The 23,757-nt window shown below is 62.6% G+C and carries 23 protein-coding genes and 1 tRNA gene; 14 read left to right on the plus strand and 10 right to left on the minus strand.

All coding sequences use genetic code 11. From position 1 onward, the window contains the following. Window positions 1-16: 16 nt before the first annotated feature. The 5 genes from ACFUCV_RS05010 to ACFUCV_RS05030 form a co-directional block, all read right to left on the minus strand. Window positions 17-1,033, minus strand: a complete 1,017-nt coding sequence (locus ACFUCV_RS05010; protein WP_380812705.1) for an isopenicillin N synthase family dioxygenase — start codon at window positions 1,031-1,033, stop codon at window positions 17-19. A 181-nt stretch (window positions 1,034-1,214) separates the two neighbouring features. Continuing rightward, window positions 1,215-2,180, minus strand: coding sequence for an NUDIX domain-containing protein (locus tag ACFUCV_RS05015; RefSeq protein ID WP_380812708.1), 966 nt, complete (start codon window positions 2,178-2,180; stop codon window positions 1,215-1,217). Then, window positions 2,180-4,351, minus strand: coding sequence for an RNA degradosome polyphosphate kinase (locus tag ACFUCV_RS05020; protein WP_380812711.1), 2,172 nt, complete (start codon window positions 4,349-4,351; stop codon window positions 2,180-2,182). The genes ACFUCV_RS05015 and ACFUCV_RS05020 overlap by 1 nt, the downstream gene beginning before the upstream one ends. Window positions 4,352-4,513: 162 nt before the next feature. Continuing rightward, window positions 4,514-5,500, minus strand: a complete 987-nt coding sequence (gene mshD / locus ACFUCV_RS05025) for a mycothiol synthase (protein WP_380812713.1) — start codon at window positions 5,498-5,500, stop codon at window positions 4,514-4,516. A 270-nt stretch (window positions 5,501-5,770) separates the two neighbouring features. After that, window positions 5,771-6,469, minus strand: a complete 699-nt coding sequence (locus tag ACFUCV_RS05030) for a winged-helix domain-containing protein (RefSeq protein ID WP_380812716.1) — start codon at window positions 6,467-6,469, stop codon at window positions 5,771-5,773. Between the two features lie 140 nt (window positions 6,470-6,609). Between ACFUCV_RS05030 and ACFUCV_RS05035 the strand changes: the two genes are divergently transcribed. The 4 genes from ACFUCV_RS05035 (at window position 6,610) to ACFUCV_RS05050 (ending at window position 10,887) form a co-directional block, all read left to right on the plus strand. After that, on the plus strand, window positions 6,610-7,344 hold the full coding sequence (locus ACFUCV_RS05035; protein WP_380812719.1) for a permease: 735 nt from the start codon (window positions 6,610-6,612) through the stop codon (window positions 7,342-7,344). A 185-nt stretch (window positions 7,345-7,529) separates the two neighbouring features. Further along, a complete protein-coding gene (locus ACFUCV_RS05040) occupies window positions 7,530-8,132 on the plus strand; it encodes an FABP family protein (RefSeq protein WP_380812721.1) in 603 nt (200 codons plus the stop codon). A gap of 96 nt (window positions 8,133-8,228) precedes the next feature. Further along, window positions 8,229-9,326: a YgfZ/GcvT domain-containing protein gene (locus tag ACFUCV_RS05045; RefSeq protein ID WP_380812724.1), complete on the plus strand. Its 1,098-nt coding sequence runs from the start codon at window positions 8,229-8,231 to the stop codon at window positions 9,324-9,326. Window positions 9,327-9,381: 55 nt separating this feature from the next. Continuing rightward, entirely contained in the window at window positions 9,382-10,887 is a 1,506-nt protein-coding gene (locus ACFUCV_RS05050) for a DHA2 family efflux MFS transporter permease subunit (RefSeq protein WP_380812726.1), read from the plus strand. Here ACFUCV_RS05050 and ACFUCV_RS05055 read toward each other — a convergent pair. The 4 genes from ACFUCV_RS05055 to ACFUCV_RS05070 all read right to left on the minus strand — a co-directional run bounded on the left by ACFUCV_RS05055 (window position 10,826) and on the right by ACFUCV_RS05070 (window position 14,493). After that, window positions 10,826-11,551: a GNAT family N-acetyltransferase gene (locus tag ACFUCV_RS05055; RefSeq protein WP_380812728.1), complete on the minus strand. Its 726-nt coding sequence runs from the start codon at window positions 11,549-11,551 to the stop codon at window positions 10,826-10,828. The two genes, ACFUCV_RS05050 and ACFUCV_RS05055, sit on opposite strands and share 62 nt — an antisense overlap. Before the next feature lie 56 nt (window positions 11,552-11,607). Continuing rightward, window positions 11,608-12,633 (minus strand): 6-phosphofructokinase, encoded by a 1,026-nt coding sequence (locus ACFUCV_RS05060; RefSeq protein WP_380812731.1) that lies wholly within the window; start codon window positions 12,631-12,633, stop codon window positions 11,608-11,610. Between the two features lie 161 nt (window positions 12,634-12,794). After that, on the minus strand, window positions 12,795-13,058 hold the full coding sequence (locus ACFUCV_RS05065) for a hypothetical protein (RefSeq protein ID WP_380812734.1): 264 nt from the start codon (window positions 13,056-13,058) through the stop codon (window positions 12,795-12,797). A gap of 70 nt (window positions 13,059-13,128) precedes the next feature. Then, window positions 13,129-14,493, minus strand: a complete 1,365-nt coding sequence (locus ACFUCV_RS05070; protein ID WP_380812739.1) for a PspC domain-containing protein — start codon at window positions 14,491-14,493, stop codon at window positions 13,129-13,131. Window positions 14,494-14,607: 114 nt separating this feature from the next. On the opposite strand from ACFUCV_RS05070, the gene ACFUCV_RS05075 reads away from it, so the two are divergent. Beyond that, entirely contained in the window at window positions 14,608-15,888 is a 1,281-nt protein-coding gene (locus ACFUCV_RS05075; RefSeq protein WP_380812743.1) for a PspC domain-containing protein, read from the plus strand. Further along, the gene (locus ACFUCV_RS05080) at window positions 15,885-16,541 is read left to right on the plus strand and encodes a LuxR C-terminal-related transcriptional regulator (protein ID WP_380812745.1); all 657 of its coding nucleotides are present in this window, start codon (window positions 15,885-15,887) and stop codon (window positions 16,539-16,541) included. The genes ACFUCV_RS05075 and ACFUCV_RS05080 overlap by 4 nt, the downstream gene beginning before the upstream one ends. 54 nt (window positions 16,542-16,595) lie before the next feature. Here ACFUCV_RS05080 and ACFUCV_RS05085 read toward each other — a convergent pair whose 3' ends face one another. Beyond that, on the minus strand, window positions 16,596-17,831 hold the full coding sequence (locus ACFUCV_RS05085) for a pyridoxal phosphate-dependent aminotransferase (RefSeq protein ID WP_380812748.1): 1,236 nt from the start codon (window positions 17,829-17,831) through the stop codon (window positions 16,596-16,598). Between the two features lie 249 nt (window positions 17,832-18,080). On the opposite strand from ACFUCV_RS05085, the gene ACFUCV_RS05090 reads away from it, so the two are divergent. The 8 genes from ACFUCV_RS05090 (at window position 18,081) to rplL (ending at window position 23,692) form a co-directional block, all read left to right on the plus strand. Then, a tRNA-Trp gene (locus ACFUCV_RS05090) sits at window positions 18,081-18,153 on the plus strand. 106 nt (window positions 18,154-18,259) lie between these two features. Then, on the plus strand, window positions 18,260-18,550 hold the full coding sequence (gene secE / locus ACFUCV_RS05095; RefSeq protein ID WP_380812751.1) for a preprotein translocase subunit SecE: 291 nt from the start codon (window positions 18,260-18,262) through the stop codon (window positions 18,548-18,550). Between the two features lie 85 nt (window positions 18,551-18,635). Then, window positions 18,636-19,439, plus strand: coding sequence for a transcription termination/antitermination protein NusG (gene nusG, locus ACFUCV_RS05100; RefSeq protein WP_380812755.1), 804 nt, complete (start codon window positions 18,636-18,638; stop codon window positions 19,437-19,439). Between the two features lie 131 nt (window positions 19,440-19,570). Further along, window positions 19,571-20,002, plus strand: coding sequence for a 50S ribosomal protein L11 (rplK, locus tag ACFUCV_RS05105; protein WP_380812758.1), 432 nt, complete (start codon window positions 19,571-19,573; stop codon window positions 20,000-20,002). A 153-nt stretch (window positions 20,003-20,155) separates the two neighbouring features. Then, window positions 20,156-20,863: a 50S ribosomal protein L1 gene (gene rplA / locus ACFUCV_RS05110; RefSeq protein WP_380812761.1), complete on the plus strand. Its 708-nt coding sequence runs from the start codon at window positions 20,156-20,158 to the stop codon at window positions 20,861-20,863. A 282-nt stretch (window positions 20,864-21,145) separates the two neighbouring features. Then, window positions 21,146-22,234: a GNAT family N-acetyltransferase gene (locus ACFUCV_RS05115; protein ID WP_380812764.1), complete on the plus strand. Its 1,089-nt coding sequence runs from the start codon at window positions 21,146-21,148 to the stop codon at window positions 22,232-22,234. Between the two features lie 363 nt (window positions 22,235-22,597). Further along, window positions 22,598-23,194 carry a 50S ribosomal protein L10 gene (rplJ, locus tag ACFUCV_RS05120; protein ID WP_380812766.1) on the plus strand — a complete coding sequence of 199 codons (597 nt, stop codon included), beginning with the start codon at window positions 22,598-22,600 and terminating at the stop codon, window positions 23,192-23,194. A gap of 123 nt (window positions 23,195-23,317) precedes the next feature. Beyond that, a complete protein-coding gene (rplL, locus tag ACFUCV_RS05125) occupies window positions 23,318-23,692 on the plus strand; it encodes a 50S ribosomal protein L7/L12 (protein WP_380812769.1) in 375 nt (124 codons plus the stop codon). Window positions 23,693-23,757: the final 65 nt, after the last annotated feature.

The raw sequence follows: 23,757 nt of genomic DNA on the forward strand, positions 1-23,757 counted from the left end.
CACAGCCCCGCCGCCGCTAGGCCTTGGCAAGCTCCGGGTAGTGGACGGCCGCCACATTGGGGTGGGCACGCAGGCGGTAACGCAGGGCGTTGTCGCCGTAGGTTCCCAGGATGGGGCTGTTGCCGGGGTCCGCCGACAGCCCGCGGGCCTTTTCCTGAAATTCAGGGTTTTCGGCCAGCTGCGGCATGGTGGCATCCAGGGCCGGGTTGTAGAAGAACGGCAGGGAGATCCTGTCGGTCCCGCGGCGCGGGGAGATGACCCGGTGGAGCGTGGCCTTGAGGTAGCCATTGGTGGCCAGCTCCAACATCTCACCAATGTTGACCACAAAGGTCCCCGGCACCTGCGGTGCATCAATCCACTTGCCCTGGTATTCCACCTGCAGGCCGCCCTTGCCGGGCTCCACGAGCAGCAGCGTGATCACGCCGCCGTCCCGGTGTGAACCCACGCCCTGAACGGGATCGGGATCCGATTCACCCGGGTACCTGACAATTTTGAGCATGGGAAAGGCGCGGGAGGCAAAGGCTGCATCAAAGGTGTCTTCGGGTGCGCCCAAAGAGACGGCGAGCGCCCGCAGCAGCTCCAGGGAAATGGCGCTGAGCCGCTGTGTCCATTCGGTGACTGTTGAGCGCATCTCCGGCATGTCCGCGGGCCACTGGTTGGGCCCCTCGAGCCGCCAGTAGGGGGCCACGTCCGGGCCGGGGGCCACTTCACCGCGTTCGACACCAATGTCGATTTGTTCGCGCCAGTCCACGGCGCCGTCCGTCAATTCCCCGCCCATGCGTGTGTAGCCGCGGAACTGGGGGCTGTGGATGTTCTCCACTGCCAGCTTGGACTCTTCGGGGAGTTCAAAGAAACGGCGGGAAATGTTGAGCATGGCGTCGGTGAGTTCCTGTGGGACGCCATGGCCGGCAAGGTAGAGGAACCCCACATTGTGCATGGCGTCCCGGAGTTCGTTGCGGAAGGCGTTGGCCTCCCCTTCTCCGGCACTCAGGCGGGAAAAGTCCAGGACGGGCAAAGATTCAAGTGTCGACATGTCCATACATCCTTTGTGGTGTTGCTGGCAAGCGGAACCCTGTTTTCGCTTCAATGTTACGTACCCGCCATCAATGGAGCACCACGAAGATGAAGAAATGCGACTTTCAGTGCATGGGAAAGGCCCCGGGTGCAGCAGCATGCCGGCCCGGAGCCTGTAAAGCCTAGGCTTTTAGTACGTTTTAGTCCTCGTAGGGTTTGTGCTGCTCAAATGCCACGATCCGGCCCGGAACGGCCACGCAGACATGGGCAATCAACATTTCACCGGGGGACAGGTGGGGATCGCTTAGGGGCAGCGAGCTGCCCATCGCGGGGTTCATGTGGGACGCCAGGGAGGCCAGGACCGTGGGCAACACCGGCCGGTGCGTGCACAGAGCCGTGGCCCCTGTACGCAGCAGCGCCTTCTCCACCACCCCTGACACCCGGGCAGGATGGCGGGCATGGTCTGCTTCCGTCAACCAGGGCACCACCTTGACCTTGGCCTTGGTGACCTTGACATAGGGGGCAATGGTGGAGATGCACCGCATCCAACCACTGGTGTAGATGCGGCGCGGATGCCATGCCATCATGAGCCGCTGCAGGTACAGCGCCTGCCGCTTCCCCGTCGCCGCCAGTGGACGCTCGCCCTCGGCGCGGGTCCATGCCGAACGGGGCTTGGCCTTGGCATGCCTGATGATCAGCAGGGGCCAGGTCTCCAGGGCCTGTGCCTCGTGGGCTGCCACGAGTGCCTGCAATGGCACAACATCAGAAGGGTTTGACAATAACTCCTGAGCCTTTTCGGGGCTGCACCAAAGAATGGTGTCCACCTCTTTTCCATCAGGGATGGGAGGCAGGTCATCCACCGCCGAAGCCCAGTAATGCACCTCCTTCAGGCCCGACTTCACCCTGTAGCGGATGGACGGCAGGGGGATGCCCAAAAGGATGGGCAGCCCCACCTCCTCGTACACCTCCCGCACGGCGCATTCGGGCAAGGTCTCGCCCTTGTCCAGTTTCCCCTTGGGCCATGACCAGTCGTCATAGCGCTGACGGTGGATGAGCAGGACTTCGAGCTTCTTCTTCTTCACCCGCCAACAGAGGGCGCCGGCGGCCTGGATGGAAATTTCGCCCTCGCCGCCCTTGCCGCCGTCAAGGTGTTCCGTAGTGCGCATTAACGCAGCAGGGCAGATCGTTGACGTGTCCGCCGGGCGAGCAGCATGGCTTGAATGTCGAGCAGGGGCTTGCCTTCCTCATCAAGGTGGTGGCGTTTCCATTGGCCGTTGTGGTCCAGGTGCCAGGTGGCCGTTCCCGGATCAAGGTACCGGTCAAGGAGTGCGTTCACATCGGCGATGTCATCAGCGTTGGACAGTTGCACCAGGGCCTCAACCCTGCGGTCCAGGTTCCTGTGCATCATGTCGGCCGAGCCTATGTACACCACCGGGTCGCTGTCATTGGCGAAGGCAAAGATCCGTGAGTGTTCCAGGAAGCGGCCCAGCACCGATCTGACGGTGATGTTCTCGCTCAGACCCGGCACACCCGGGCGGAGCGAACAAATGCCACGCACAATGACGCCCACTTCCACCCCGGCCTGCGAGGCCCGGTACAGGGAGTCGATGATGGCTTCATCCACCATGGAGTTGACCTTGATGCGCACCCGGGCCGGCAGTCCTGCCTTTTTATTGGCGATTTCCGTTTCAATGCGGTCAATGAGGCCTGAGCGGACCGAGCGCGGTGCCACCAGCAGCCGGTCAAAGGAGGTCTTGGGTGCGTATCCTGAGAGCTGGTTGAACAACTTGGACAGGTCCTCGCCCACCTGGTTGTCAGCGGTGAGCAGACCCAGGTCCTCGTAGTACCGGGCCGTGCGTGGATGGTAGTTGCCCGTGCCGATGTGGCAGTAACGGCGCAACCCCTCCTGCTCCTGGCGGACCACCAGGGAAAGCTTGCAGTGGGTCTTCAGGCCCACAATGCCGTACACCACATGCACGCCGGCCTGCTCCAATTTACGGGCCCAGGTGATGTTGGCCTGTTCATCGAAGCGGGCCTTGATCTCCACCAGCGCCAAGACCTGCTTGCCGGCTTCGGCGGCGTCCACCAGGGCGTCAACAATGGGCGAATCCCCGGACGTGCGGTACAGGGTCTGCTTGATGGCGCGCACCTTGGGATCGGCGGCAGCCTGTTCCAGGAACGCCTGCACCGAGGTGGAGAAGGAATCGTAGGGGTGGTGCAGGAGGATGTCGCGCCGGCGCATGGCGGCAAACACATCGGCGGCCTTGGACGTTTCCGAGGCGTTGAGGTTCCGGGAGGTGTGGGCCACATGCTTGGGATAACGCAGATCGGGGCGGTCAATGCCGCCAATGATCGACAAGCCGCGCAGATCCAGAGGCGCCGAGAGCGCATACACCTCCGGTTCCTCCACATCCAGCTCCCGCACCAGCAGCTCCAGCACGCTGGGATTGATGTCCGTCGCCACTTCAAGGCGCACGGGAGGACCAAATTTGCGGCGCAGCAACTCCTTCTCCATGGCCTGCAGCAGGTTCTCGGCGTCGTCCTCCTCCACTTCCAGGTCCTCGTTGCGGGTCACCCGGAAGGTGTGGTGCTCCACAATTTCCATGCCCGGAAAAAGCTGGTCAAGGTGCTGGGCAATGACCTCTTCCAGGGGGATGAAGCGTGCCACCCGGCCAGGCACGGTGCCGGCCCGAGGCCCGTCGACGGAAATCAAGCGGTCCAGCAGATCCGGCACCTTCAGGCGTGCAAAGAGCTCCTTGCCGGTGGCGGGGTTGCGCACAATGACCGCCAGATTCAAGGACAGGCCGGAGATGTACGGGAAGGGATGCGCCGGATCCACCGCCAAAGGCGTGAGGATGGGGAACACCTTCTTGGCGAACATGGTGGAGAGTTGGATCTTCGAGGCATCATCAAGCTCGTCCCAGCGGACCAGATGAATGTGTTCATACGCCAAGGCGGGACGGATCTGGGAGGCAAAGACGTCCGCATGCCGGGTCTGCAGCTCATGGGCGGCATCACTGATTTGTTCCAAAACTTCCAGCGGACTCAGCCCGGCAGGTGAGGGAACCGCCAATCCGGCGGCTATGCGCCGCTTTAGCCCGGCCACGCGCACCATGAAAAACTCGTCAAGGTTTGAGGCAAAGATTGACAGGAAGCTCACCCGCTCCAGCAGCTGCAGATCAGGATCCTCCGCAAGCTCCAGCACCCGGGCGTTGAACGCCAGCCAGCTCAGTTCGCGGTCAAGGAACCTGTCGGCGCTGATGTCCCCCTCGGGCACCAGCGTGGGCTCAAACTCGGGGATTTCAATCCGGTCCTGGGTGGCCCTGGACGCCGGCATCTCCTTGGAAACAAAACGTTTCTGGCCATTGGGCGTCAAGCTGTTCAAAGATGGCCTTAGTTCGCGCTTCATCAACAAATCCTCGTCCGTCAGTAGTGCCCTGTAGAACAACCATATAAGCCGCGGAGCACAATCACTGCGATGACTTTCGCGAAATGCGGACTAAGCGGACATTGGCCCGTACATCACATCGGAATCCCACTTGGTGAAACCCAGCTTGTGGTAAAGCGCCACGGCCGCCTCATTGTCGGCGTCAACGTAGAGCATAATGGCCCGCAGCCCGCACTGTTGCAGATGGGCCATTCCCATTCTGGTCAAAATTCTGCCCAGTCCCAAACCCTGGGCGGCGGGCGTCACACCCACCACATACACCTCACCCATGGCTTCCTGCCCGGCCCGTGCCGGATGCACCTTGGTCCAGTGGCTGCCCAGAATGTCACCGGCACTGTTGACAGCCAGGAAAAATCCGGCAGGATCAAACCAAGGTTCCGCCATGCGGGCCTGCAGATCGGCCAGCGTCATGGAGCCCTGCTCGGGGTGGTGCGCGAAGGCGGCGGCGTTGGCTGCCAGCCAGGCCTGTTCGTCCTGGTCCGGGACAAAGGTGCGCAGGCGCACGCCGTCGGGCAGCTCCTTGCCAAGGTCGTGATGTTCGGCAAGTTCCTCGGACGACGGCGCCTGCCGCACCAGGCGCATCCGCCACAGTTCACGGATGGCCCGGTAGCCGTAGCTCGCGGCAAGGTCCGCCGCCGCCTCGTGGTCGCCGTGGGACCAGGCCTTGATGCCGTGCAGGCCGCGGACTTCCACCAGTTTGTCCACCAGCAGCGCAGCGACGCCTTCGTTGCGGTAATGCGGATGCACCACAATTTCCAAAACGCCCTCAGGTCCGTCCAGCACCACCACTGCCACGCCCGCCACATCCTCACCGGCGGAAGGGGAGGCATCCTCAGGGGCGTGGCTAAGCAATGTCAGCAGATTCCGAGGGCCGGCCTGGGCCGACTTTAAATCCACCAGCGTCTGCTCTGAAAAGGGCGGGTTGCCGTCCGCATCCTCCGCAGCATCAACCACTGACTGGATCTGCGCCAGAATTTCAGGTTCGGGCGCGCCGGATATCACCGTAACGGGCCAGTTGTCAGTTTTTGCGAAGCTCATGGGATCAGCCTAGTGGGAGCCGGCATGCCAGGGCGAGGGGTGCCGGGGATCCTTCGGGGGGCTGCGCCGTTTCCCCTGCAGGGGCTCCACGGCGGTTTGCATGCGGCCAGGAGCTGGCATACAGTTTATGAGCAGCACAGCCGCCTGGGCGGTTGTTGCTTGACCGGGGGGATGCACCAGTGGGGTGTCCTCGATACGTTCGACCCGTATGTCCTCCACGAAGAAGTGAAAAAAATGACCTGCAGCCTGGCTGCGGGTCATTTTTTTGCCTCAGGCGCCGGACATGGCTTCATCGTTGCTTTTGGCAGCTGTCAGCAGGTAACCGACATTGCGCACGGTGCTGATCAGGCTCTCATGTTCAGAACCCAGCTTGGCGCGCAGGCGCCGGATGTGCACGTCAACTGTGCGGGTGCCGCCGTAATAGTCGTAACCCCAGACTTCGTTGAGCAGCTGGGCGCGGGTGAAAACGCGCCCGGGGTGTTGTGCGAGGTATTTCAACAGCTCGAATTCCTTGTAGGTCAAGTTCAACGGCGCACCATGCACACGGGCCGTGTAGCTGTCTTCATCAATGACGATCCCCGCGGCAGTGATTTCCTGGTTGGCGCCGTCCTCGGACGCGGTGGCACGGGTCAAGGCCAACCGGATCCGCGCCTCCACTTCGGCAGGACCGGCCGTATCAACAATGACGTCATCGGCGGCCCAGGATGCGGTGACGGCGGCCATGCCACCCTCGGTCAGAACCAACAGCAAGGGCGCGCTGATGCCCGTGGCACGCAGCAGCTGGGTCAATGAACGCGATCCGGCCAGATCCCGGCGGGCATCCACCATGATGATGTCCGCGGGCCGGGCATCCAAAAGCGCCGTGGCAACGGCCGGCAGAATGTGCACATGGTGGCTCAACAGTTCCAGGGCGGGCAAAACATCCACGGACGTGCCGTGGTTATTGGTCAGCAACAGGATCTGCGACATGATGTCCTCACCGGGTCAAAAGCGCGCATCTTTGAGCGACGGAACAACTGCGGACTTTCACTGCGGCACTGGCGCCGTCAAGACGCCCCGCCCGTAGTGGTGATCCACAGTGTACCGGCAGAATAGGGCAGGATTGATGTGTGAAGTCATACATTGCTGGACTCGTTGGAATTCTTGCCCTGGCCCTGCTGGTGGCAGCGGCCGCGCTGGGCCTTGACTGGACTGTGGGCGCGGCCATTGTTTTGGCTGTCGCCTTTGGCCTTGGCTGGCCACACGCCCTGGCCATTCCGGCAAGGAAAACGCTCGGGGCCGTCATAGCCCTCACCGGGGCGGCCTCGGCACTGAGCGCCGGCTTGTCCGGTGGCACCGAGCACCTGGCATGGACGCCCATTTACATTGCTGTGGGGTTCGCTGCGGTCATGATGATTCAAGTGATCCGCGGAACCGGGCAGCTGCGCAGGCTGGAATCAACCCTGGGGGCAGGTGCCGGGGTGGCTGTGGCAGGCTTCGCCGGCGGCTGGGTGGCCTCCTGGAGGCTGCTCGAAGAACCAGGCCTGACGCTGAGCGTGGCCATTGCTGCGGTGCTGGCATTGTTATTGGGCATGCTTGCCTGGCCGGACCGGGTGCTGGCACCTTTAACCATTGCCTTGGCCGCGCTGGCCAGCACGCTGTCCGCCTACCTTTTTCTGGACGGACAAGTGCTGCCGGCCTTTGTCATGGGGTTGATTGCCGGGGCCGTCATGGCAGCGGCCAGGCGGCTGCGTGTCATGGCCGGGGCACCGGCGAACGTCCTCGGCGAGGTGGCCGTGGTCCTGGCCCCGCTGCTTGCCCTGGGATCTTTGGTGTATTTCGTGGAAAAGCTGTTCGTGTCCTAAAGGCGCCGCTGCCACTGTCCGGCGCACTGCGCCCAATGCCGCGTGGAGCATTGTAGGATGGCAGCATGAGCGTACTTGCCTTGGAAATCTTCTTCTTGTGTCTCTTGGGCCTGGCTGGCGTGGCTATGGCCTGGTTTGCCGGACTGGTGGTGTGGCGACTTTTCAAAGGTCAGCAGTAAACTGCCATGGCCATTGAAATACCCACCGACCTGACCCCCGAACTGGTGCCGCTGTCGTGGCTTTTGGGCACCTGGAGTGGTGCGGGCCGGCTGGGCGCCGGTGAAGCCGACTCCGAGTACTTCAAACAGACCGTCAGCTTCACCTCCAACGGCCTGCCATATCTGCAGTACTCGTCCCAGTCCTGGCTGACGGACGAGCAGGGGACAGTGCTGCGTCCCCTGGCCGTGGAAACCGGCTTTTGGCAGCTGGACCGTCCCCTGACCGAGTCCGACGGCGGCCCCGGCATGAGCCCGGCGGACATTGTCCCGGCCCTGCGCACGGCCGATGACGTCGAGGCGCTGCGCAACGCCGACGGCGGTTTTGACATTATGGTCAACATTGTCCACCCCGGCGGAATTTCGGAGCTGTACTACGGCTCCATCAAGGGTCCGCAAATTCAACTTTCCACCGATGCCGTCATGCGCGGGGCAGGGTCGAAGGACTATACGGCCGCCACCCGGATTTTTGGCCTGGTCAATGGTGACTTGTTTTGGCGCTGGGACGTGGCTGCCCAGGGCAAGGCCCTGGCCGCGCATGCCTCGGCGGCGCTGCAAAAAGACCGCAGCTGACGCCGCTGCAACAACCTTGCCCACCGCCGGCTTGCGGCCCGGACAGTTCCCTGACAGTCATGGAATAGCCGGTCCGTAAGCGGCGTTGCACCCCGTATGAGCTATTTAAGCCCCTTATTGAACCGCAGCGGTGCCGTCCAGGCCGGCGGACTGGATGCCGGAGTTGCCGCCCACTACGGCGAACCCAACCGTGAGCAGCGCCTGTTGGCCGGCTATCTGGGAAAGCCAGGGACCGCCGTGGTGGACCTTTCACACCGCGGGGTGGTGAAAGTCACCGGAGCCGACCGTCTGAGCTGGCTCAACACGCTTTCCTCCCAACAAGTGACGTCGCTGCCGGCGCACGTGGGCACGGAGCTGCTGCTGCTCACCGTGCAGGGCCGCATTGAATTTGACGCCCGTGTGGTCGACGACGGTGAGGGCACCTGGTTGATTGTGGAAAGGGATGAGGCCCAACCGCTGACCCAGTGGCTGACATCCATGAAGTTCATGCTGCGTGTCGAGGTGGCCGATGTCTCCGCCGACTGGGCGGTGCTGGGTTCCGTGGCGGAGGTCCCGGAATGGGGGCAGCGTCTGGTCTGGGTGGATCCGTGGCCGAAGGTTGGTGCCGGCGGCTACAGCTACACGGCCATTGCCGAGGAAAGCCACCCAGGATTCGAACGGCCCTGGCGTGAGTACTTGATCCCCGCCACTGAACTGGTTGACGCCATTGGCACCCGTCCGCTGGCCGGAGTGTGGGCTGCGGAGGCTTTGCGCGTGGCCGCCTGGCGTCCGCGCCGCGGGGCGGAGACGGATGAAAAAACCATCCCCCATGAACTGGATCTGCTGCGCACGGCGGTACACATGGCCAAGGGTTGCTATAAGGGCCAGGAATCAGTGGCGCGGGTGCACAATTTGGGCCACCCGCCCCGGCGTCTGGTCTTCCTGCAGCTGGACGGATCGCTGCACACCCTGCCGGCCGCTGGCAGCGAGGTGGTGTTGGATGAGCGCGTGGTGGGCGTTGTCACCTCCGTGGCCCAACACTATGAAATGGGGCCCATTGCCCTGGCGCTCGTCAAGCGTTCAGTGGACCCGGATGCGGTGCTCAGCGTCAATGATGACGGTGAGCAGTACCCGGCCAACCAGGAAATTATTGTTGCCACGGATGCGGGACAGGTGGTGGGGCGCCCCAGCGGCTTCCTGCGCGCGCCCCGCTAAACCGGCCAACGCTCCAGCCCCGTGCCAGCCACGGCCTGAAAACAAAGGACAACCGATGGAAACAGTGGCCAAACCCTGGCCGGCGCTTTGGGCGCTGGTTTTGGGCTTCTTTATGATTTTGGTGGACTCGACCATTGTTTCAGTGGCCAATCCGGCAATCATGGAGGGCCTGAACACCAACATCAACTCAGTGATTTGGGTGACCAGCGCCTACCTGCTCGCATATGCCGTGCCGCTGCTGGTCACTGGCCGCCTGGGGGATAAATACGGGCCCAAAAACCTTTACCTGGTGGGGTTGAGCGTCTTCACGGCCGCCTCCCTGTGGTGTGGTTTGGCCAATGACATCAACATGTTGATCCTGGCCCGCGTGGCGCAGGGCCTCGGTGCTGCCATGATGACACCGCAGACCATGGCCGTGATCACCCGCATCTTTGCCCCCGACAAGCGCGGTCCCGCCATGGGGCTGTGGGGTGCCACTGCCGGGGTTGCCATGCTGGTGGGCCCCATTGCCGGCGGGGTGCTGGTGGACGGGCTGGGATGGGAATGGATTTTCTTTGTCAATGTTCCCGTGGGCGTGGTGGCCTTCATCCTGGCCTGGAAACTGGTCCCCAAGCTCCAGACCCACGAGCACAAGTTTGACGTCTTGGGTGTTGTCCTGAGTTCCGTGGGCCTTTTCCTGCTGGTGTTTGGCATCCAGGAGGGGGAGAGCTACGACTGGGGCACCATTGCCGGTCCCCTCTCCGTGGGGTCAATGATCATTGCCGGCATTGTTCTGCTCCTTGCCTTCATCTGGTGGCAGGCCGTGAACAAGGGCGAGCCCCTGGTGCCCTTGCGGCTGTTCAAGGTGCGTAATTTTTCCCTCGCCAACCTGGCCATCACCACCATGGGCTTCAGCGTGACGGCCATGAGCCTGCCACTGTTCTTTTACTACCAGCTGGTGCGGGGCATGACACCAACCCAGTCGGCGCTCATGATGATTCCCATGGCCTTGTTTTCCGGCGCTCTGGCCCCCTTTGTGGGCAAGCTCGTGGACCGGGTCAATCCACGTTATGTGGCCTGCACAGGCTTCATCCTGATGTCCGCCGCACTGGGGTGGACAGCCCTGCTGATGCGCCCCGACACACCCATTTGGCTGTTCCTGCTGCCCAGCGGGTTGTTGGGCATTGCCAGTTCCGGGATTTGGGCACCACTGTCCACCACGGCCACCCGCAACCTTGCCCCCCGAGAGGCCGGAGCCGGAGCCGGGATTTACAACACCACCCGGCAAATAGGTTCGGTTTTGGGCAGCGCAGCCATTGCGGCGCTCATAGCCGCCCGCCTGACGGCCGAGCTGCCCGCCGGTGCCGGTGGCGGGGTGCAGGGGTATTCAGGCCCGCTCCCGGAGGCCCTGCACGCAGGGTTCTCCCTGGCCATGGCGCAATCCACCCTGCTCCCGGCCGCAGCAGTGCTGCTCGGGGCTGCGGCGGCGATCTTGTTTGCCAAGCCCAAGCCCGTCTCGGCTATATATGCCGACTTTGATGACTCTGCAGAGAAACCCGAGTCTGCGATCCAGCAGCGCTGAAGCCAAGCGCGTCCGCCACGCCCCGGGCGCCGGCATTGTCCGGCTCCGCGCCCCACTGCACAATGAGCCCGGCGGCCAGGGCCTCATGCGCGGCAATGCTGGTGGCCAAGGTGCCCAGCCCCTGCCGCCGCGAAGCCGGCGCCACCAGCGTGCCGAGGGAAGCCAGCAGCCCCTGGTACTCGCCCCAGCCGCTGCAGGCCAGCGGGGCGGCGTCGGGTTCCCCGGTTTCCATCACGGTGAAGCGCTGGCTGCGCAGGTTCAGGGCCGCATCGTTGACGTCATCGGGCGGACACAGGGCCTGCAGCGCGGCGGCCTGCTGCTCGAAAGTGGAGACGTGCACGGTGTCTGCCGGTTGTTTCAGCTCCAGCTCGTCTGCGTAGTAGAGCTTGTGCGTGCCCAGGCCGCGGCCGCCGTGGTTCCTGGTCAGCCGCAGCAGCGTGGCAAGGTGGCCCAGCTCGGCATCGCTGAGCTCACCGGCGGCCGTGAGCAGCTGGGCCGGCCCGGTCAGGACGGAGCGGTCCCACAGCTGCAAAAACGTCAGCGTGGGCACCTTGGCGACATGCGTAATGCGCCCGTGGCCCTCCAAAAGGGAATTTTCCGGCAAGCCTAGGCCGCGCTCCCAGGCGAGCAGGACAATGGCCGCGGAGCTGCTGTTAAAGGTCATGGCTTAAACGGTAGCGCCCCGTGCAGCGGGGCACGGGGCGCAAGGGGGTGCGGAGTTTAACCGAAGAGGATCTTGGCCTCATCGTAACGGTGCTGCGGGACTGTCTTGAGGTTTCCCAGCGCGGCCTCGAAGGGAACATGTTCAATTTCCGTGCCCTTCAACGCCACCATGGTGCCCCAGCGTTCCTCAACCACGGAGTCCACGGCGGCCATGCCCAGGCGGGTGGCCAGGACGCGGTCAAAGCTGGAGGGGACGCCGCCACGCTGGATATGGCCCAAAATGGTGGCGCGGGTTTCAATGCCTGTGCGGGCCTCGATTTCCGGTGCCAGCTGTTCGCTGATGCCGCCGAGCCGCGGCCGGCCAAAAGTGTCCAGGCCGCGCTCGGAATGCGCCGAGTCCTGATGGTCCGGGACAAAACCCTCGGCGACCACGATCAGGGGCGCGCGGCCACGGTCATGGGCTTCATTGACCCATTCCACAATTTGATCCATGCTGGTCTTCTGCTCGGGGATGAGGACCGCGTGGGCGCCGGTGGCCATGCCGGCGTGCAGGGCTATCCAGCCCACATGGCGCCCCATGACCTCTGCAATCATGCAGCGGTGGTGTGATTCGCCGGTGGTCCGCAACCTGTCAATGGCCTCGGTGGCTATTTGCACGGCGGTGTCAAAACCGAAGGTGTAATCCGTGGCATCAAGGTCGTTGTCCACGGTCTTGGGCACGCCCACAATCTTCAGACCGGCGTCGGTGAGCCGGCGGGCGGCTGCCAGGGTGCCTTCGCCGCCAATGGCAATGATGGCGTCAATGCCCAAACGTTCCATATTGGCCTTGATGACCTCGGGACCGCCGTTGCCTTCAAAGGGGTTGGTGCGGGAGGTGCCCAAAATGGTGCCGCCCTGCTTGGAGATGCCGCGCACCATGTGGCGGGGCAAATCCATCACGTCGCTCTCAACCACTCCCCGCCAGCCGTCACGGAAGCCAACAAATTCGTGGCCATGAACCTTGATGCCCTTGAGCACAATGCCGCGGATGACGGCGTTGAGGCCGGGGCAGTCCCCGCCGCTGGTGAGAATTCCAATCTTCATAAGTCTTTTGGTCCTTCGAGGGATCGAGTCAGTGTCAATGTGTTGAGCGCATCATCGAGCTCCTCTGTTGAACATTCTATGCGTTGATGTGATCCCGGCAACTCGAAGGACCGCACAGTGGACTCCTGCATGGTTTTCCCGCCCCTGTCACCGCAGGGCCGTCACGGGCGGGTTTTCATCAACAGCTTCCACGCTCCGGCGGCAACCATCAGCGCTCCGGCCCCCAGCAGCATCCACATTGCTGTCAGCCCGGGGTCCAGGGCCATGTCCAGTTGCGTGCTGAGGATGATGAGGATGCCCGCGGCAACAATGACGGCGCCCCAGACCAGGGTTCCTGCGCGGAGGGTGTGCTTGCTGAGGCCACCGGTGAATTCATTGCCGGTGGCACGTTCGCTGGGGGTGGGGTGTGCTGTGGGGGATTGCATGATGGGCTCCATGGGGGTTGTTCAGTGGCTGAAGAAAGTGCTTGGCGGTGTGGGTTGTGCTGCCGACCGGTCAGGGTGCATGGTCCACCACGAGTTCCACATTGCTGGCCGCCCCCTGCAAGGTGATCACCAGGGTTTTTCCCTGGGCGTCGGGGTTGAGTTCGGTGGTGAAATTCTCGGCAATGGACCTGGCAATGTTTTCACCATCGACTATGAGCGAGGCCGCGGCCAGTTCGCTTTTAAGCTCAACGGGCACATCTTCCGGGATCAGCACCTTGGCATTGGACGCCACAATGTTCAAGGGAACTTCAACGTCCGCACGCAGGGCCGTGCCGCCGTCGAGCTTCGTCAAATCCAAGGTGGCGTTGCCAAAGGCCAAGGATTTTCCTGCTTCGGCGGCATCCACCGTGGCCGGTGCCCAGGTGGATTGTTCAAAGCTGGAAAAATTGGTGTCCACCAAGTCAAGGCAGAGCAGTCCGGCAAAGACCAGGGCCACCGTGCCGAAGGTTCCCAACCCCCCGGCCGTGCGGCCCAACAGGCTGGCGATGACAATGCCGATCCCCGCGGCAACAGCCGCGGCCGCCGCGGCAACGCCGGCTTCATAACCGCGCAGGTCAATGATGGCGGAGGCATCCAGCAGCAGCACGGCCGCACCAATGACCGTTGCCAGCCCCATGGCCAGAAAAGTTCCGGCCGCACCCAGATGCGGGGTGGTCTTGACCGCTTTGTTTTTGACGTAGAGGGCCGGATTGGGTTGGAACGCCGGCGTGCTCTGCAGATTCTGCGACCACGGGTACGCCCCCTGCACTCCGTGGTCCCCGCCCTGCGGCGCCGGGGCCCCGGGCTCCGGGGGCTGCAGGGGCCCCTGCCACGGCTGGGTGGACGTCCGCGGGGCGGCCGGACCCTGCTGCCCCGGACCCTGCTGCCCCGGACGGAGCGGCCCCTTGGACTTGCTGCGGTTGATGCTCCAGTAGATGAGCCAGGCAATGCCGCCAATCCACACCACGGACCACAGGGACCAGCCGTCATTTCCGCCCCAGAACAATCCGCTGCCGGGGCCGCCCAAGCCGAACAAGGTGGCAATGGCGGCACCTGTCATGCCGGTGGACCACCGGCCACGGGACACTTCTTCGCTGTGGATTCTGCCGTCGGGCTCAGGCAACAGGGCCCAGGCCGCGCCGTAGGCCAGCAGGCCAATGCCGAAGAACAGCGTCAGCACCACTGCCAGGCCGCGGACTATGACAGGATCAATGCCCCATTTGGCGGCCAGGCCGCCGCACACGCCACCAACCCAACGGTTGCTGCTGCGTTGGACGCCCAGGGAACGGATCCACTGGAAGAAGCGTGCTGACGTTGGAGGTTCTGCAGGCGGTAAAGCGGCAGGGGGGGTTTTTGGATCGTGCGGTTGTTCCGGGAGGTCTGCTGAGGTGGTCATGTATCCATGGTGTCCGCACCGGGGCGTGCAAACCATCAGGTGCCACCCTGAAAGAACCCTGAACTGCCCCCAAGTTGTGGGGTGGGTTTCCCCCTGACGTGTTTGGATGGAACCATGAGCGCAAAGATGTACCGTTCCCAGCAGCGCATGGTCGCGGGGGTGTGCGGGGGACTCGCGGAGCACCTCGGCATTGGGGTGGGCCTGGTGCGGGCCATCATGATTGGTTCCAGCGTCTTTTTGGGAGCCGGCCTGGTCTTTTACGGCTGGCTGTGGCTCCTGGTGCCCATGGCCGGGGACACTGCCCAGGACAACAGCCCCTGGCTCGACGCCGACGGCAACCCCCGGCTGCAGTTGTTCCGTCCGGGCCCCGGACATGAACACCTCGACGGCGGGCAGCTGGCCCCGGCCCGGCAGCAGATTCCCCTCGGATTCAAGGAAGTCCTCATTGGCGGTGGGCTGGTCATTGCGGCCGTTGCACTCTTTGGCCGGCAGTCCGGGTGGAATCTGCAGCTTGGCACGGTGCTGCCGCTGCTGATCATTATTTTAGGTGCCGTGCTGACCTGGATGCAGCTGGACAACACGCGCAGAGTGGGTCTGCTTAGTGCAGCGCGCATGAACACGCCCATGGCGCTGCTGCGTTTGGGCGGCGGCCTGGCCCTGGTCATTGCCGGAGTCATTGTCATTGTGGCCGGTTCCGGCTCGTGGTCCCTGGTCTGGACGTCCATGGTGGCTTCCCTGGCCGTCCTGGCGGGGGTGGGGCTGGTTCTTGCACCCTGGGCTTTGAAGTTTTGGCGGGAGTTTCAGGAGGAACGGGCCGGCCGCGTACGGGCCACTGAACGGGCGGAGATTGCCGCCCACCTGCATGATTCGGTGTTGCAGACCCTGGCGTTGATTCAAAAAAGCGCCACGTCCTCCGCCGACGTGACCCGGTTGGCACGGGCACAGGAACGGGAGTTGCGGGAATGGATCTACCAGGACAGCACCCATGGCCCGGGGGCGCTGGTGGAGCGGGTCAAGACCGTCTGCGCCGAAGTGGAGGACCTCCATGGAACAGCCGTTGAAGTCGTGGCGGTGGGGGATGCCGAACTGGATGAACGTAGCCACGCGCTGGTGCAGGCAGTGCGCGAAGCAGTCCTGAACGGGGTCCGCCACGGTGGAACCACCGTCTCGGTCTATGTGGAGGCCGGGGTCCAGGGGGTGGATGTGTTCATCAAGGACCGCGGGCCAGGTTTTGACATGGCTGCCGTGCCGGCTGACAGGCTGGGCGTCAAGGAGTCGGTGGTGGGACGGATGCAACGCAATGGCGGGAGCGCTGAGATCATAAGTAACGCCGACGGCACCGAAGTCCGTCTTCACCTGCCGCATCACAAGCCCGCCATGGAGGACGCCAAATGACAGCAGAGCCACCACCGATCCACGTGGTGATAGTGGATGACCATGCAATCTTCCGCTCCGGGCTGAAGGCCGACCTTGCCCCGGACATAACTGTCCTGGCCGAAGCCGCCACCGTGGAAGAAGCCATTGCCGCCATAGCAGCGCACCGGCCCGAGGTGGTGCTTTTGGACGTACACCTGCCCGGGGGACGCGGCCAGGGCGGGCGGGAAGTGATTGCCGGCTGCGCCGCGTTGCTGGCGACCACCAGGTTCCTGGCGCTGAGCGTCTCCGACTCGGCCGAAGATGTGGTTTCGGTGATCCGCGCCGGAGCCCGCGGCTATGTCACCAAGTCCATTTCGGGAACCGAAATTTCCGACGCCGTCCGCCGGGTGGCCGGCGGTGACGCCGTGTTCTCGCCCCGGCTGGCGGGATTTGTCCTGGATGCCTTTGGCACCGCCGAAGTTGCGGTGGAGGACGAACTCGACAAGCTCTCGGCCCGTGAGCTGGAAGTCATGCGCCTCATTGCCCGCGGCTACTCCTACAAGGAAGTGGCCAAGGCCCTGTTCATCTCCATAAAGACTGTGGAAAGCCACGTCTCGGCGGTGCTGCGAAAACTGCAGTTGTCGTCCCGGCATGAACTGACCCGATGGGCCGCGGACCGGCGCCTGCTGTAGCGCCCGGATGGCGGCGTGCCCCGTGCCCCCGTCCCCGGGGCACGCCGCCTGCCGCTAGGCCTTGGCCGAGCCGAGCAGCTCCTGCAGCCGGGCCACGCCCGTGGCAAGGTCGTCGTCGCCCAGGGCGTAGGACAGGCGCAGGTAGCCGCTGGGTCCAAAGGCTTCGCCGGGAACCACTGCCACCTCGGCCTGCTCCAAGATCAAGGCCGCCAGTTCCGCGGACGTGGCCGGGCGGATGCCGGAGATTTCCCGGCCCAGGAGCCCGCGCACGTCGGCGTAGGCATAGAAGGCGCCGTGGGGGGTGGGGCACTGAACGCCGTCGATCACGTTCAAGGCCGAGACCATCGCCTTGCGGCGCCGGTCGAAAGCGACCTTCATCTCATCCACCGCCGTCAGCGGCCCGGACACGGCAGCCAGGGCCGCCATCTGGGACACGTTGGCCACGTTGGAGGTTGCATGGGACTGCAGGTTGGTGGCGGCCTTCGTGACATCCAGGGGTGCAATCATCCAGCCCACCCGCCAGCCGGTCATGGCGTAGGTCTTGGCCACGCCGTTGAGGACCACCACGCGGTCGGCCAACTCGGGGACCGCCGTCGCAATCGAGGTGAAGGGCACGCCGTCGTACGTCAAGTGCTCGTAAATTTCGTCCGTGATGACCCACAGGCCCTTGTCCGCCGCCCACAGGCCAATCTCCCGGGTCTGCTCCGCGGTGTAGACGGCGCCGGTGGGGTTGGACGGAGAGACAAACAACAGCACCTTGGTGCGTGCGGTCACCGCCGCCTCAAGCTGTTCAACGGTGACCAGGTAGCCCTGCTCCGGTCCGGCAAAAACTTCCACCGGGACGCCACCGGCCAGGCGGATGGCCTCGGGGTAGGTGGTCCAGAAGGGGGAGGGGACAATGACCTCATCCCCTGGATCCAGCAAGGTGGCGAAGGACTCGTAGACGGCCTGCTTGCCGCCGTTGGTGACCAGGACCTGGGCAGTGTCCACGGCGTAGCCGGAATCACGCATGGTTTTTTCGGCAATGGCGCTGCGCAGCTCCGGCAGGCCGCCGGCGGGGGAGTAGCGGTGGAATTTGGGTTGGCGCGCGGCTGCAATGGCGGCCTCCACAATGTAATCCGGGGTGGGGAAGTCGGGTTCGCCGGCACCAAAGCCAATGACAGGCCGGCCCGCAGCCTTCAGGGCCTTGGCCTTGGCGTCCACGGCCAAGGTTGCGGATTCAGCAATCGCCGCGATCCGGGCGGATACGCGGCGGGCGGGAACTTGCTCAGCTGTCTGGTCGGCAGGCATCAGGATTCTTTCTACTGTGGGGCGCAAGTGCAAACATCGTCAGGGTCTACTTTAGAGCCATGGAACACCCAGTTCGACGAACGGCACCTTGAATGCGTAGAATGGATAACCGGTGTTCAGTCGCCATGGGCTCCCACGCCTTGAAACGGGTTTGGAATCGCAGCCGCCAGACGGTAGGTTGTTCATGGTTATTGACACCACAGGAACGTCACTTGGGAAATTGTGAAAATTTCCAAAGGCGGCTTTCAAAGGGTAGTGGCGCAATTGGTAGCGCAGCGGTCTCCAAAACCGCAGGTTGCAGGTTCGAGTCCTGTCTGCCCTGCGCATGGGTTTAACGGATTGTTTACACGGTCCGTGGGAAACTCGGCGAACAAATTTCACATTGCAAAAACCGAATCCACGTAATTTGCGTAGTTCCCCAACTATTGATGAGTGAGGCACTGGTGACCGAAACTGCGGCAAGCAGCTCCAAGGGCCCCGTAAAGAAGGCCACGAAGGCTGGCAAGCCCGGATTCTTTGCCCGGATTGCTCTTTTTCTTCGCCAGGTCATCGGTGAGCTGAAGAAGGTAGTCACCCCCACTCGGAAAGAGCTGATCAACTACACCGCCGTGGTGCTGGTATTCGTTGTCATCGTGATGGCCATCGTTACAGTCCTTGATTTGGGATTCGGCCAGGCAGTGCTCTGGATTTTCGGTGGAAACGTAAACGTCGAGCAGTAAGAAGCTCAAGCCCGTCCCGACCAACGCCGCAAGGCGTGAGGTCGGTTTGAGCTATTTAAGAACGCACAAGGAAAGCAGGAAATTCGTGTCTGAGCTGGAGCCCGAGGCAACAAACAGTGAGCAGGACCAGGACACTGTGGTTGCTGATGCTGCCATCAGTGCCGACCTTGATGCCGTTACGCAAGACGCCGATGACGCAGCGGCGGAAGCCGCCGATGCAGATGACGCGGACGCCGATGTAGAGGCGGAAGCCGCCGACGCAGTTGACGCCCCCGCCGAGCCCGAGGTGGATCCGGCCGAGGAGTTCAAGGCCAAGCTGCGCCGTCAGGAGGGTGACTGGTACGTCATCCACTCCTACGCCGGCTATGAAAACCGCGTCAAGGTCAACCTGGAGTCCCGCAGCCTGTCGCTGAACATGGAAGATTACATCTTCGAAGTTCAGGTCCCCATGGAAGAAGTCGTGGAGATCAAGAACGCGCAGCGCAAGGTCATCAACCGCGTGCGGATTCCCGGCTATGTGCTCGTGCGCATGGATCTCACCGACGCCTCGTGGGGCGTCGTCCGCCACACCCCCGGCGTGACGGGCTTTGTGGGCAATGCCCACAACCCGGTGCCGCTGCGTCTGGATGAAGTGTTCTCCATGCTCGCCCCGATCTTCGAGGAACAGCAGGCCGAGGAAACAGGCGTCCCGCTGCGGCACGATCCGGCCGATGCCGACATTGACTTTGAAGTCGGCGAAGCCGTCATCGTCAAGGATGGCCCCTTCGAAGGCCTCTCGGCGTCGATCTCCGAAATCAAGCCCGAAGCCGGCCAGCTGGTGGTGCTCGTGTCCATCTTTGAGCGCGAAACGCCCGTCACCCTGGCCTTCAACCAGGTCACCAAGATCTAGTTGCCCCAATTTTCGTTCCGCGGGGAACTGCTTTACCCCTTCGCGGAACGTTCGGCCGGACGCCATCCGGCCACCCACCTGGCACGCGCTCCGTCGTCCCAGGCAAAGATATTAAAGAAAAGGACCCTACATTGGCTCCCAAGAAGAAGGTCACCGGCCTTATTAAGCTGCAGATCCAGGCAGGCGCCGCCAACCCGGCCCCGCCGATCGGTCCTGCACTTGGTCAGCACGGCGTCAACATCATGGAATTCTGCAAGGCGTACAACGCTGCAACGGAATCCCAGCGCGGAAACGTCATCCCCGTTGAGATCACGGTTTACGAGGACCGTTCTTTCACGTTCATCACCAAGACCCCGCCGGCTGCAGAGCTCATCAAAAAGGCTGCAGGCGTCGCCAAGGGTTCAGCCACCCCGCACACCGTCAAGGTTGCCCAGCTGACCCGCGCACAGGTCAATGAGATCGCCACCCAGAAGATGGTTGACCTCAATGCCACCAGCATTGAAGGCGCAGAGAAGATCATCGCCGGCACCGCCCGTTCCATGGGCATCACCGTAGAAGCCTAGGCTTCCCCTTGGTGGTGGCGCCTGTCGACACCGCCAGTTAGAACCATTCATCAAAAACGACGCCGGACAACCCACCTTTGGGTGATCGCGGCGGACGTAGTGGCAGGGCCCGCGCGGTCCTAACGACCACAACTGCACAAGGAGAAACGCAGCATGGCAAAGCGCAGTAAAGCATATGAGGCAGCCCAGGCAAAGATCGATGCGAACAGCGTTTACGCACCGTTCGACGCCATCAAGCTGGCCAAGGAAACAAACCCGTCCAAGTTCGACGCCACCGTTGAGGTTGCTTTCCGTTTGGGTGTAGACCCCCGCAAAGCCGACCAGATGATCCGTGGAACCGTCAACTTGCCGCACGGTACCGGCAAGACCGCCCGCGTCCTGGTTTTCGCAACCGGTGAACGTGCCGAGGCTGCCATTGCAGCAGGCGCCGACTTCGTTGGCACCGACGACTTGATCGAAAAGATCCAGGGCGGCTGGACCGACTTCGACGCAGCCGTGGCCACCCCTGACCTCATGGGCAAGGTGGGCCGTTTGGGTAAGGTTCTGGGTCCCCGCAACCTCATGCCCAACCCCAAGACCGGCACCGTCACCAATGACGTGGCCAAGGCCGTCAATGACATCAAGGGTGGCAAGATCGACTTCCGCGTCGACAAGCACGCCAACCTGCACTTCATCATCGGCAAGGTCTCCTTCGAGGAAACCAAGCTGGCTGAGAACTACGCGGCAGCTCTGGAAGAGGTGCTTCGTTTGAAGCCGTCCGCTTCCAAGGGCCGCTACCTGCAGAAGGCCACCGTCTCCACGACGTTCGGCCCCGGCATCTCGGTTGATCCGGCCGCCACCAAGGTCGTCATCGAGGCATAGTTTTTCCCAGGTCCACTTGCAGGGCCTGAACCAAGGGAGCCACCGTGGCATAACGCCGCGGTGGCTCCCTTTTGCGTGCCAGATTGCTTGCCCGCCACCTTGGAGTGCCCGGATTGCGCACACCTTCACGGTGAAATGGGCGCATTGTTACGTTCCCCCACGCCCCCGCGGGTACGGTGGAAACATGGTGGTAGGCAGTTGCTTCCCATTGGGGGAGCGGGCCGGGGCGCGATTTAGCGCCCAATGCGGTTCTGTTGTGGACGATTGTGGGGCACTGAAGCTATGGAAGAAAATATTGACATTGAGCAACTGCGGATCCCCGAGGCCTTAACCGGTCCCGAGGCGGCTGACTTCCTGCGGGTGGTGGAGATTTCCCGGCTTGTCCGCATGCATACCTGGGGAAATGACGAGCTCGCCTACACCGCCGGGGAGTTGCTCGCCCAATGCCACGACCCCTATGAGTGGAATGTCATGCTCATCGCCCGGGTCAATGGTGTCATTGAGGGATGTGCCGGCATTGCCATGCCGCTGGATGACAATACCGAACTGGCCCACGTCACCTTGGATGTATTGCCCCAGGCGGAAGGCCGGGGCATGGGGCGCAAACTGCTGGAGGCTGCGGAGCAGTTCGTGCGCGGCGAAAATCGCAAGTCCGTGCTGGTGGAAACCAATCATGCTGCATCTGCCCTGGCCGCCGCTGCCAACGAGGCTGAGCAAATCCATCCCACCTCGGGAACCGGCTATTTGCCGCTGAGCAGCCGGGAGGCGCGTTTTGCCTTCAGCGCCGGCTATGAGCTGGAAAGGGTGGAGCGGTTCAGTTCCTGCGCCATTCCCCTGGATGAAGCCCTTATTGCCCAAAACATGGAAGCCACGCATGCGCCGCACCGGTCAAAGTACCGGGTCCATCAGTGGCTCGATGCCTGCCCTGACCGCTGGGCGGGGGATATTGCCCGTTTGGAACAATGCCTTGACCGGGGACAAAGCCCGGGGCACGGGGATTGGGACATTGCCAAACTACGTGAAGCTGAGGAATTTTCCGCACTGACGGGTCGGCGCACCATAGTCACCGCAGCCGAGTGTGTGGCAGATGATGCCCTCATTGGGTTCACCTCCATTTCAATTTTGAACCACCGGCAGGATGTTGCCTTTCAAGACGAGACCTTTGTTGAACTGGAGCATAAAGGCAAGGGCGTGGGCCTGCGGATCAAGGAGGCAAACATGACCAAGGTCATGCGCGAATTTCCGGAAGTCCGCACCATCTACACCTGGAACGCGCCTGGAAATTCCCAGTTGCTGGAGGTCAATGCCCAACTGGGGTTCATCTCTGCGGGCATTACTGCCCAATGGCGCAAGGACTTTAACGCCTACTAGAGCCGGCCAGGCGTTCCTGCAGGCACAAGAGTGCGGTGGTGGACGTCGATTTGGATTCCCCGGCGCTTTTCTGTAGCCTTGAAGTACCAAAGACCGTCGGTCGATGTAAACCACCCCCACTCAGCCGGTGCAGCATGCACTGGATTTGACTTGGAATCGGGCAGGTGGCATCCGAAAGTCCTGAACAGGACGGCCAACGCAGGTGCACAAAGCTTATGAGCGGTGTTGAACCCGGGTGTCAACCTGGGAGTCCACCGCGAAAACGCCCCGTACATCTGTGCGGGGCGTTTTATTTTGTCCCAGCACATTGTTGCACCGGACAGGGATTGGAAGGACCGGCTTTAATTTCCCGGAAGGAGGGTTATGGCAACGCCAACAAAGGTGGCTGCAGTTGCAGAAATCACACAGGATTTCAATGATTCAACTGCCGCAGTCCTAACCGAATACCGTGGGCTCACCGTTGCTCAGCTCAAGGAGCTGCGCGTTTCTCTCGGCCAGGACACCAAGTTCTCGGTTGTAAAGAACACCCTGACAGCCATTGCGGCCAAGGAAGCTGGTGTTGACGCTTTCGAAGGTCAGCTGTCCGGTCCCACCGCAATTGCCTTCATCAAGGGTGACGCTGTTGCAGCAGCAAAGAGCCTCACGGATTTTGCCAAGGCCAACAAGCAGCTGGTCATCAAGACCGGTCTGTTCGAGGGCAAGTCACTGGACGCCGCAGAGGTCGCCGCACTGGCAGCCCTCGAGTCGCGTGAGCTGCAGCTGGCGAAGGTTGCCGGCATCCTGAAGGCTCCGATGGCCGCCGTTGCGCGCACCATCGAGGCTTTGCGCGTGAAGCTGGCTGAAGATGCTCCCGCTGAAGAGGCTCCGGCCGCTGAGGAAGCACCCGCGGCAGAAGATGCACCCGTCGAAGAGGCTCCGGCCGCTGAGGAAGCACCTGCAGCAGAGGCCACCGAAGCGTAACCGGCACATCCGCAGGGATGTCCAGTATGCCGCAGGCCCACAGCATTAGTTTTTCCCTGGCACCAATTGGAATCAGGTTTTGGATTAGCCCCTTGGGGCAAGAACACAGAAGGAGCGCCACTCATGGCTAAGCTCACCAACGACGAGCTGATTGCAGCTTTCAAGGAACTGACCATCATCGAGCTCTCCGAGTTCGTCAAGCTCTTCGAAGAGACCTTTGAAGTCACCGCCGCTGCTGTTGCAGTTGCCGGCCCTGCCGGTGGCGCAGCTGAAGAAGCTGAAGAGCAGACCGAATTCGACGTAATCCTTGAAGCCGCTGGCGACAAGAAGATTGCAGTGATCAAGGAAGTTCGTGCCATCACCTCCTTGGGTCTGAAGGAAGCAAAGGCTGTTGTTGACTCAGCTCCCAACGCTGTCCTGGAAGGCGCCACCAAGGAAGCCGCTGAGAAGGCAAAGGAAGCCCTCGAGGCTGCCGGCGCCACGGTTACCGTCAAGTAATCACTTAGCTCTTTCAAAAGGCCCCGCATGCTGCGGGGCCTTTTGTGCGTTAAGGCCTGTGCGGC

It is taken from the genome of Specibacter sp. NPDC057265 (assembly GCF_042668835.1).
GTDB lineage: Bacteria > Actinomycetota > Actinomycetes > Actinomycetales > Micrococcaceae > Specibacter.

Excerpts from the sequence above, each read along its gene's own strand:
- rplJ (WP_380812766.1), top strand. The coding sequence starts at position 22,598 with ATGGCAACGCCAACAAAGGTGGCTGCAGTTGCAGAAATCACACAGGAT.
- ACFUCV_RS05060 (WP_380812731.1), bottom strand. The coding sequence starts at position 12,633 with ATGAAGATTGGAATTCTCACCAGCGGCGGGGACTGCCCCGGCCTCAAC.
- ACFUCV_RS05115 (WP_380812764.1), top strand. The coding sequence starts at position 21,146 with ATGGAAGAAAATATTGACATTGAGCAACTGCGGATCCCCGAGGCCTTA.
- ACFUCV_RS05050 (WP_380812726.1), top strand. The coding sequence starts at position 9,382 with ATGGAAACAGTGGCCAAACCCTGGCCGGCGCTTTGGGCGCTGGTTTTG.
- ACFUCV_RS05020 (WP_380812711.1), bottom strand. The coding sequence starts at position 4,351 with ATGCCGGCGTCCAGGGCCACCCAGGACCGGATTGAAATCCCCGAGTTT.
- rplL (WP_380812769.1), top strand. The coding sequence starts at position 23,318 with ATGGCTAAGCTCACCAACGACGAGCTGATTGCAGCTTTCAAGGAACTG.
- ACFUCV_RS05040 (WP_380812721.1), top strand. The coding sequence starts at position 7,530 with ATGGCCATTGAAATACCCACCGACCTGACCCCCGAACTGGTGCCGCTG.
- ACFUCV_RS05030 (WP_380812716.1), bottom strand. The coding sequence starts at position 6,469 with ATGTCGCAGATCCTGTTGCTGACCAATAACCACGGCACGTCCGTGGAT.
- secE (WP_380812751.1), top strand. The coding sequence starts at position 18,260 with ATGAGTGAGGCACTGGTGACCGAAACTGCGGCAAGCAGCTCCAAGGGC.
- ACFUCV_RS05045 (WP_380812724.1), top strand. The coding sequence starts at position 8,229 with ATGAGCTATTTAAGCCCCTTATTGAACCGCAGCGGTGCCGTCCAGGCC.
- ACFUCV_RS05010 (WP_380812705.1), bottom strand. The coding sequence starts at position 1,033 with ATGTCGACACTTGAATCTTTGCCCGTCCTGGACTTTTCCCGCCTGAGT.
- ACFUCV_RS05080 (WP_380812745.1), top strand. The coding sequence starts at position 15,885 with ATGACAGCAGAGCCACCACCGATCCACGTGGTGATAGTGGATGACCAT.
- ACFUCV_RS05015 (WP_380812708.1), bottom strand. The coding sequence starts at position 2,180 with ATGCGCACTACGGAACACCTTGACGGCGGCAAGGGCGGCGAGGGCGAA.
- ACFUCV_RS05085 (WP_380812748.1), bottom strand. The coding sequence starts at position 17,831 with ATGCCTGCCGACCAGACAGCTGAGCAAGTTCCCGCCCGCCGCGTATCC.
- rplA (WP_380812761.1), top strand. The coding sequence starts at position 20,156 with ATGGCAAAGCGCAGTAAAGCATATGAGGCAGCCCAGGCAAAGATCGAT.
- ACFUCV_RS05070 (WP_380812739.1), bottom strand. The coding sequence starts at position 14,493 with ATGACCACCTCAGCAGACCTCCCGGAACAACCGCACGATCCAAAAACC.
- ACFUCV_RS05055 (WP_380812728.1), bottom strand. The coding sequence starts at position 11,551 with ATGACCTTTAACAGCAGCTCCGCGGCCATTGTCCTGCTCGCCTGGGAG.
- ACFUCV_RS05065 (WP_380812734.1), bottom strand. The coding sequence starts at position 13,058 with ATGCAATCCCCCACAGCACACCCCACCCCCAGCGAACGTGCCACCGGC.
- mshD (WP_380812713.1), bottom strand. The coding sequence starts at position 5,500 with ATGAGCTTCGCAAAAACTGACAACTGGCCCGTTACGGTGATATCCGGC.
- ACFUCV_RS05075 (WP_380812743.1), top strand. The coding sequence starts at position 14,608 with ATGAGCGCAAAGATGTACCGTTCCCAGCAGCGCATGGTCGCGGGGGTG.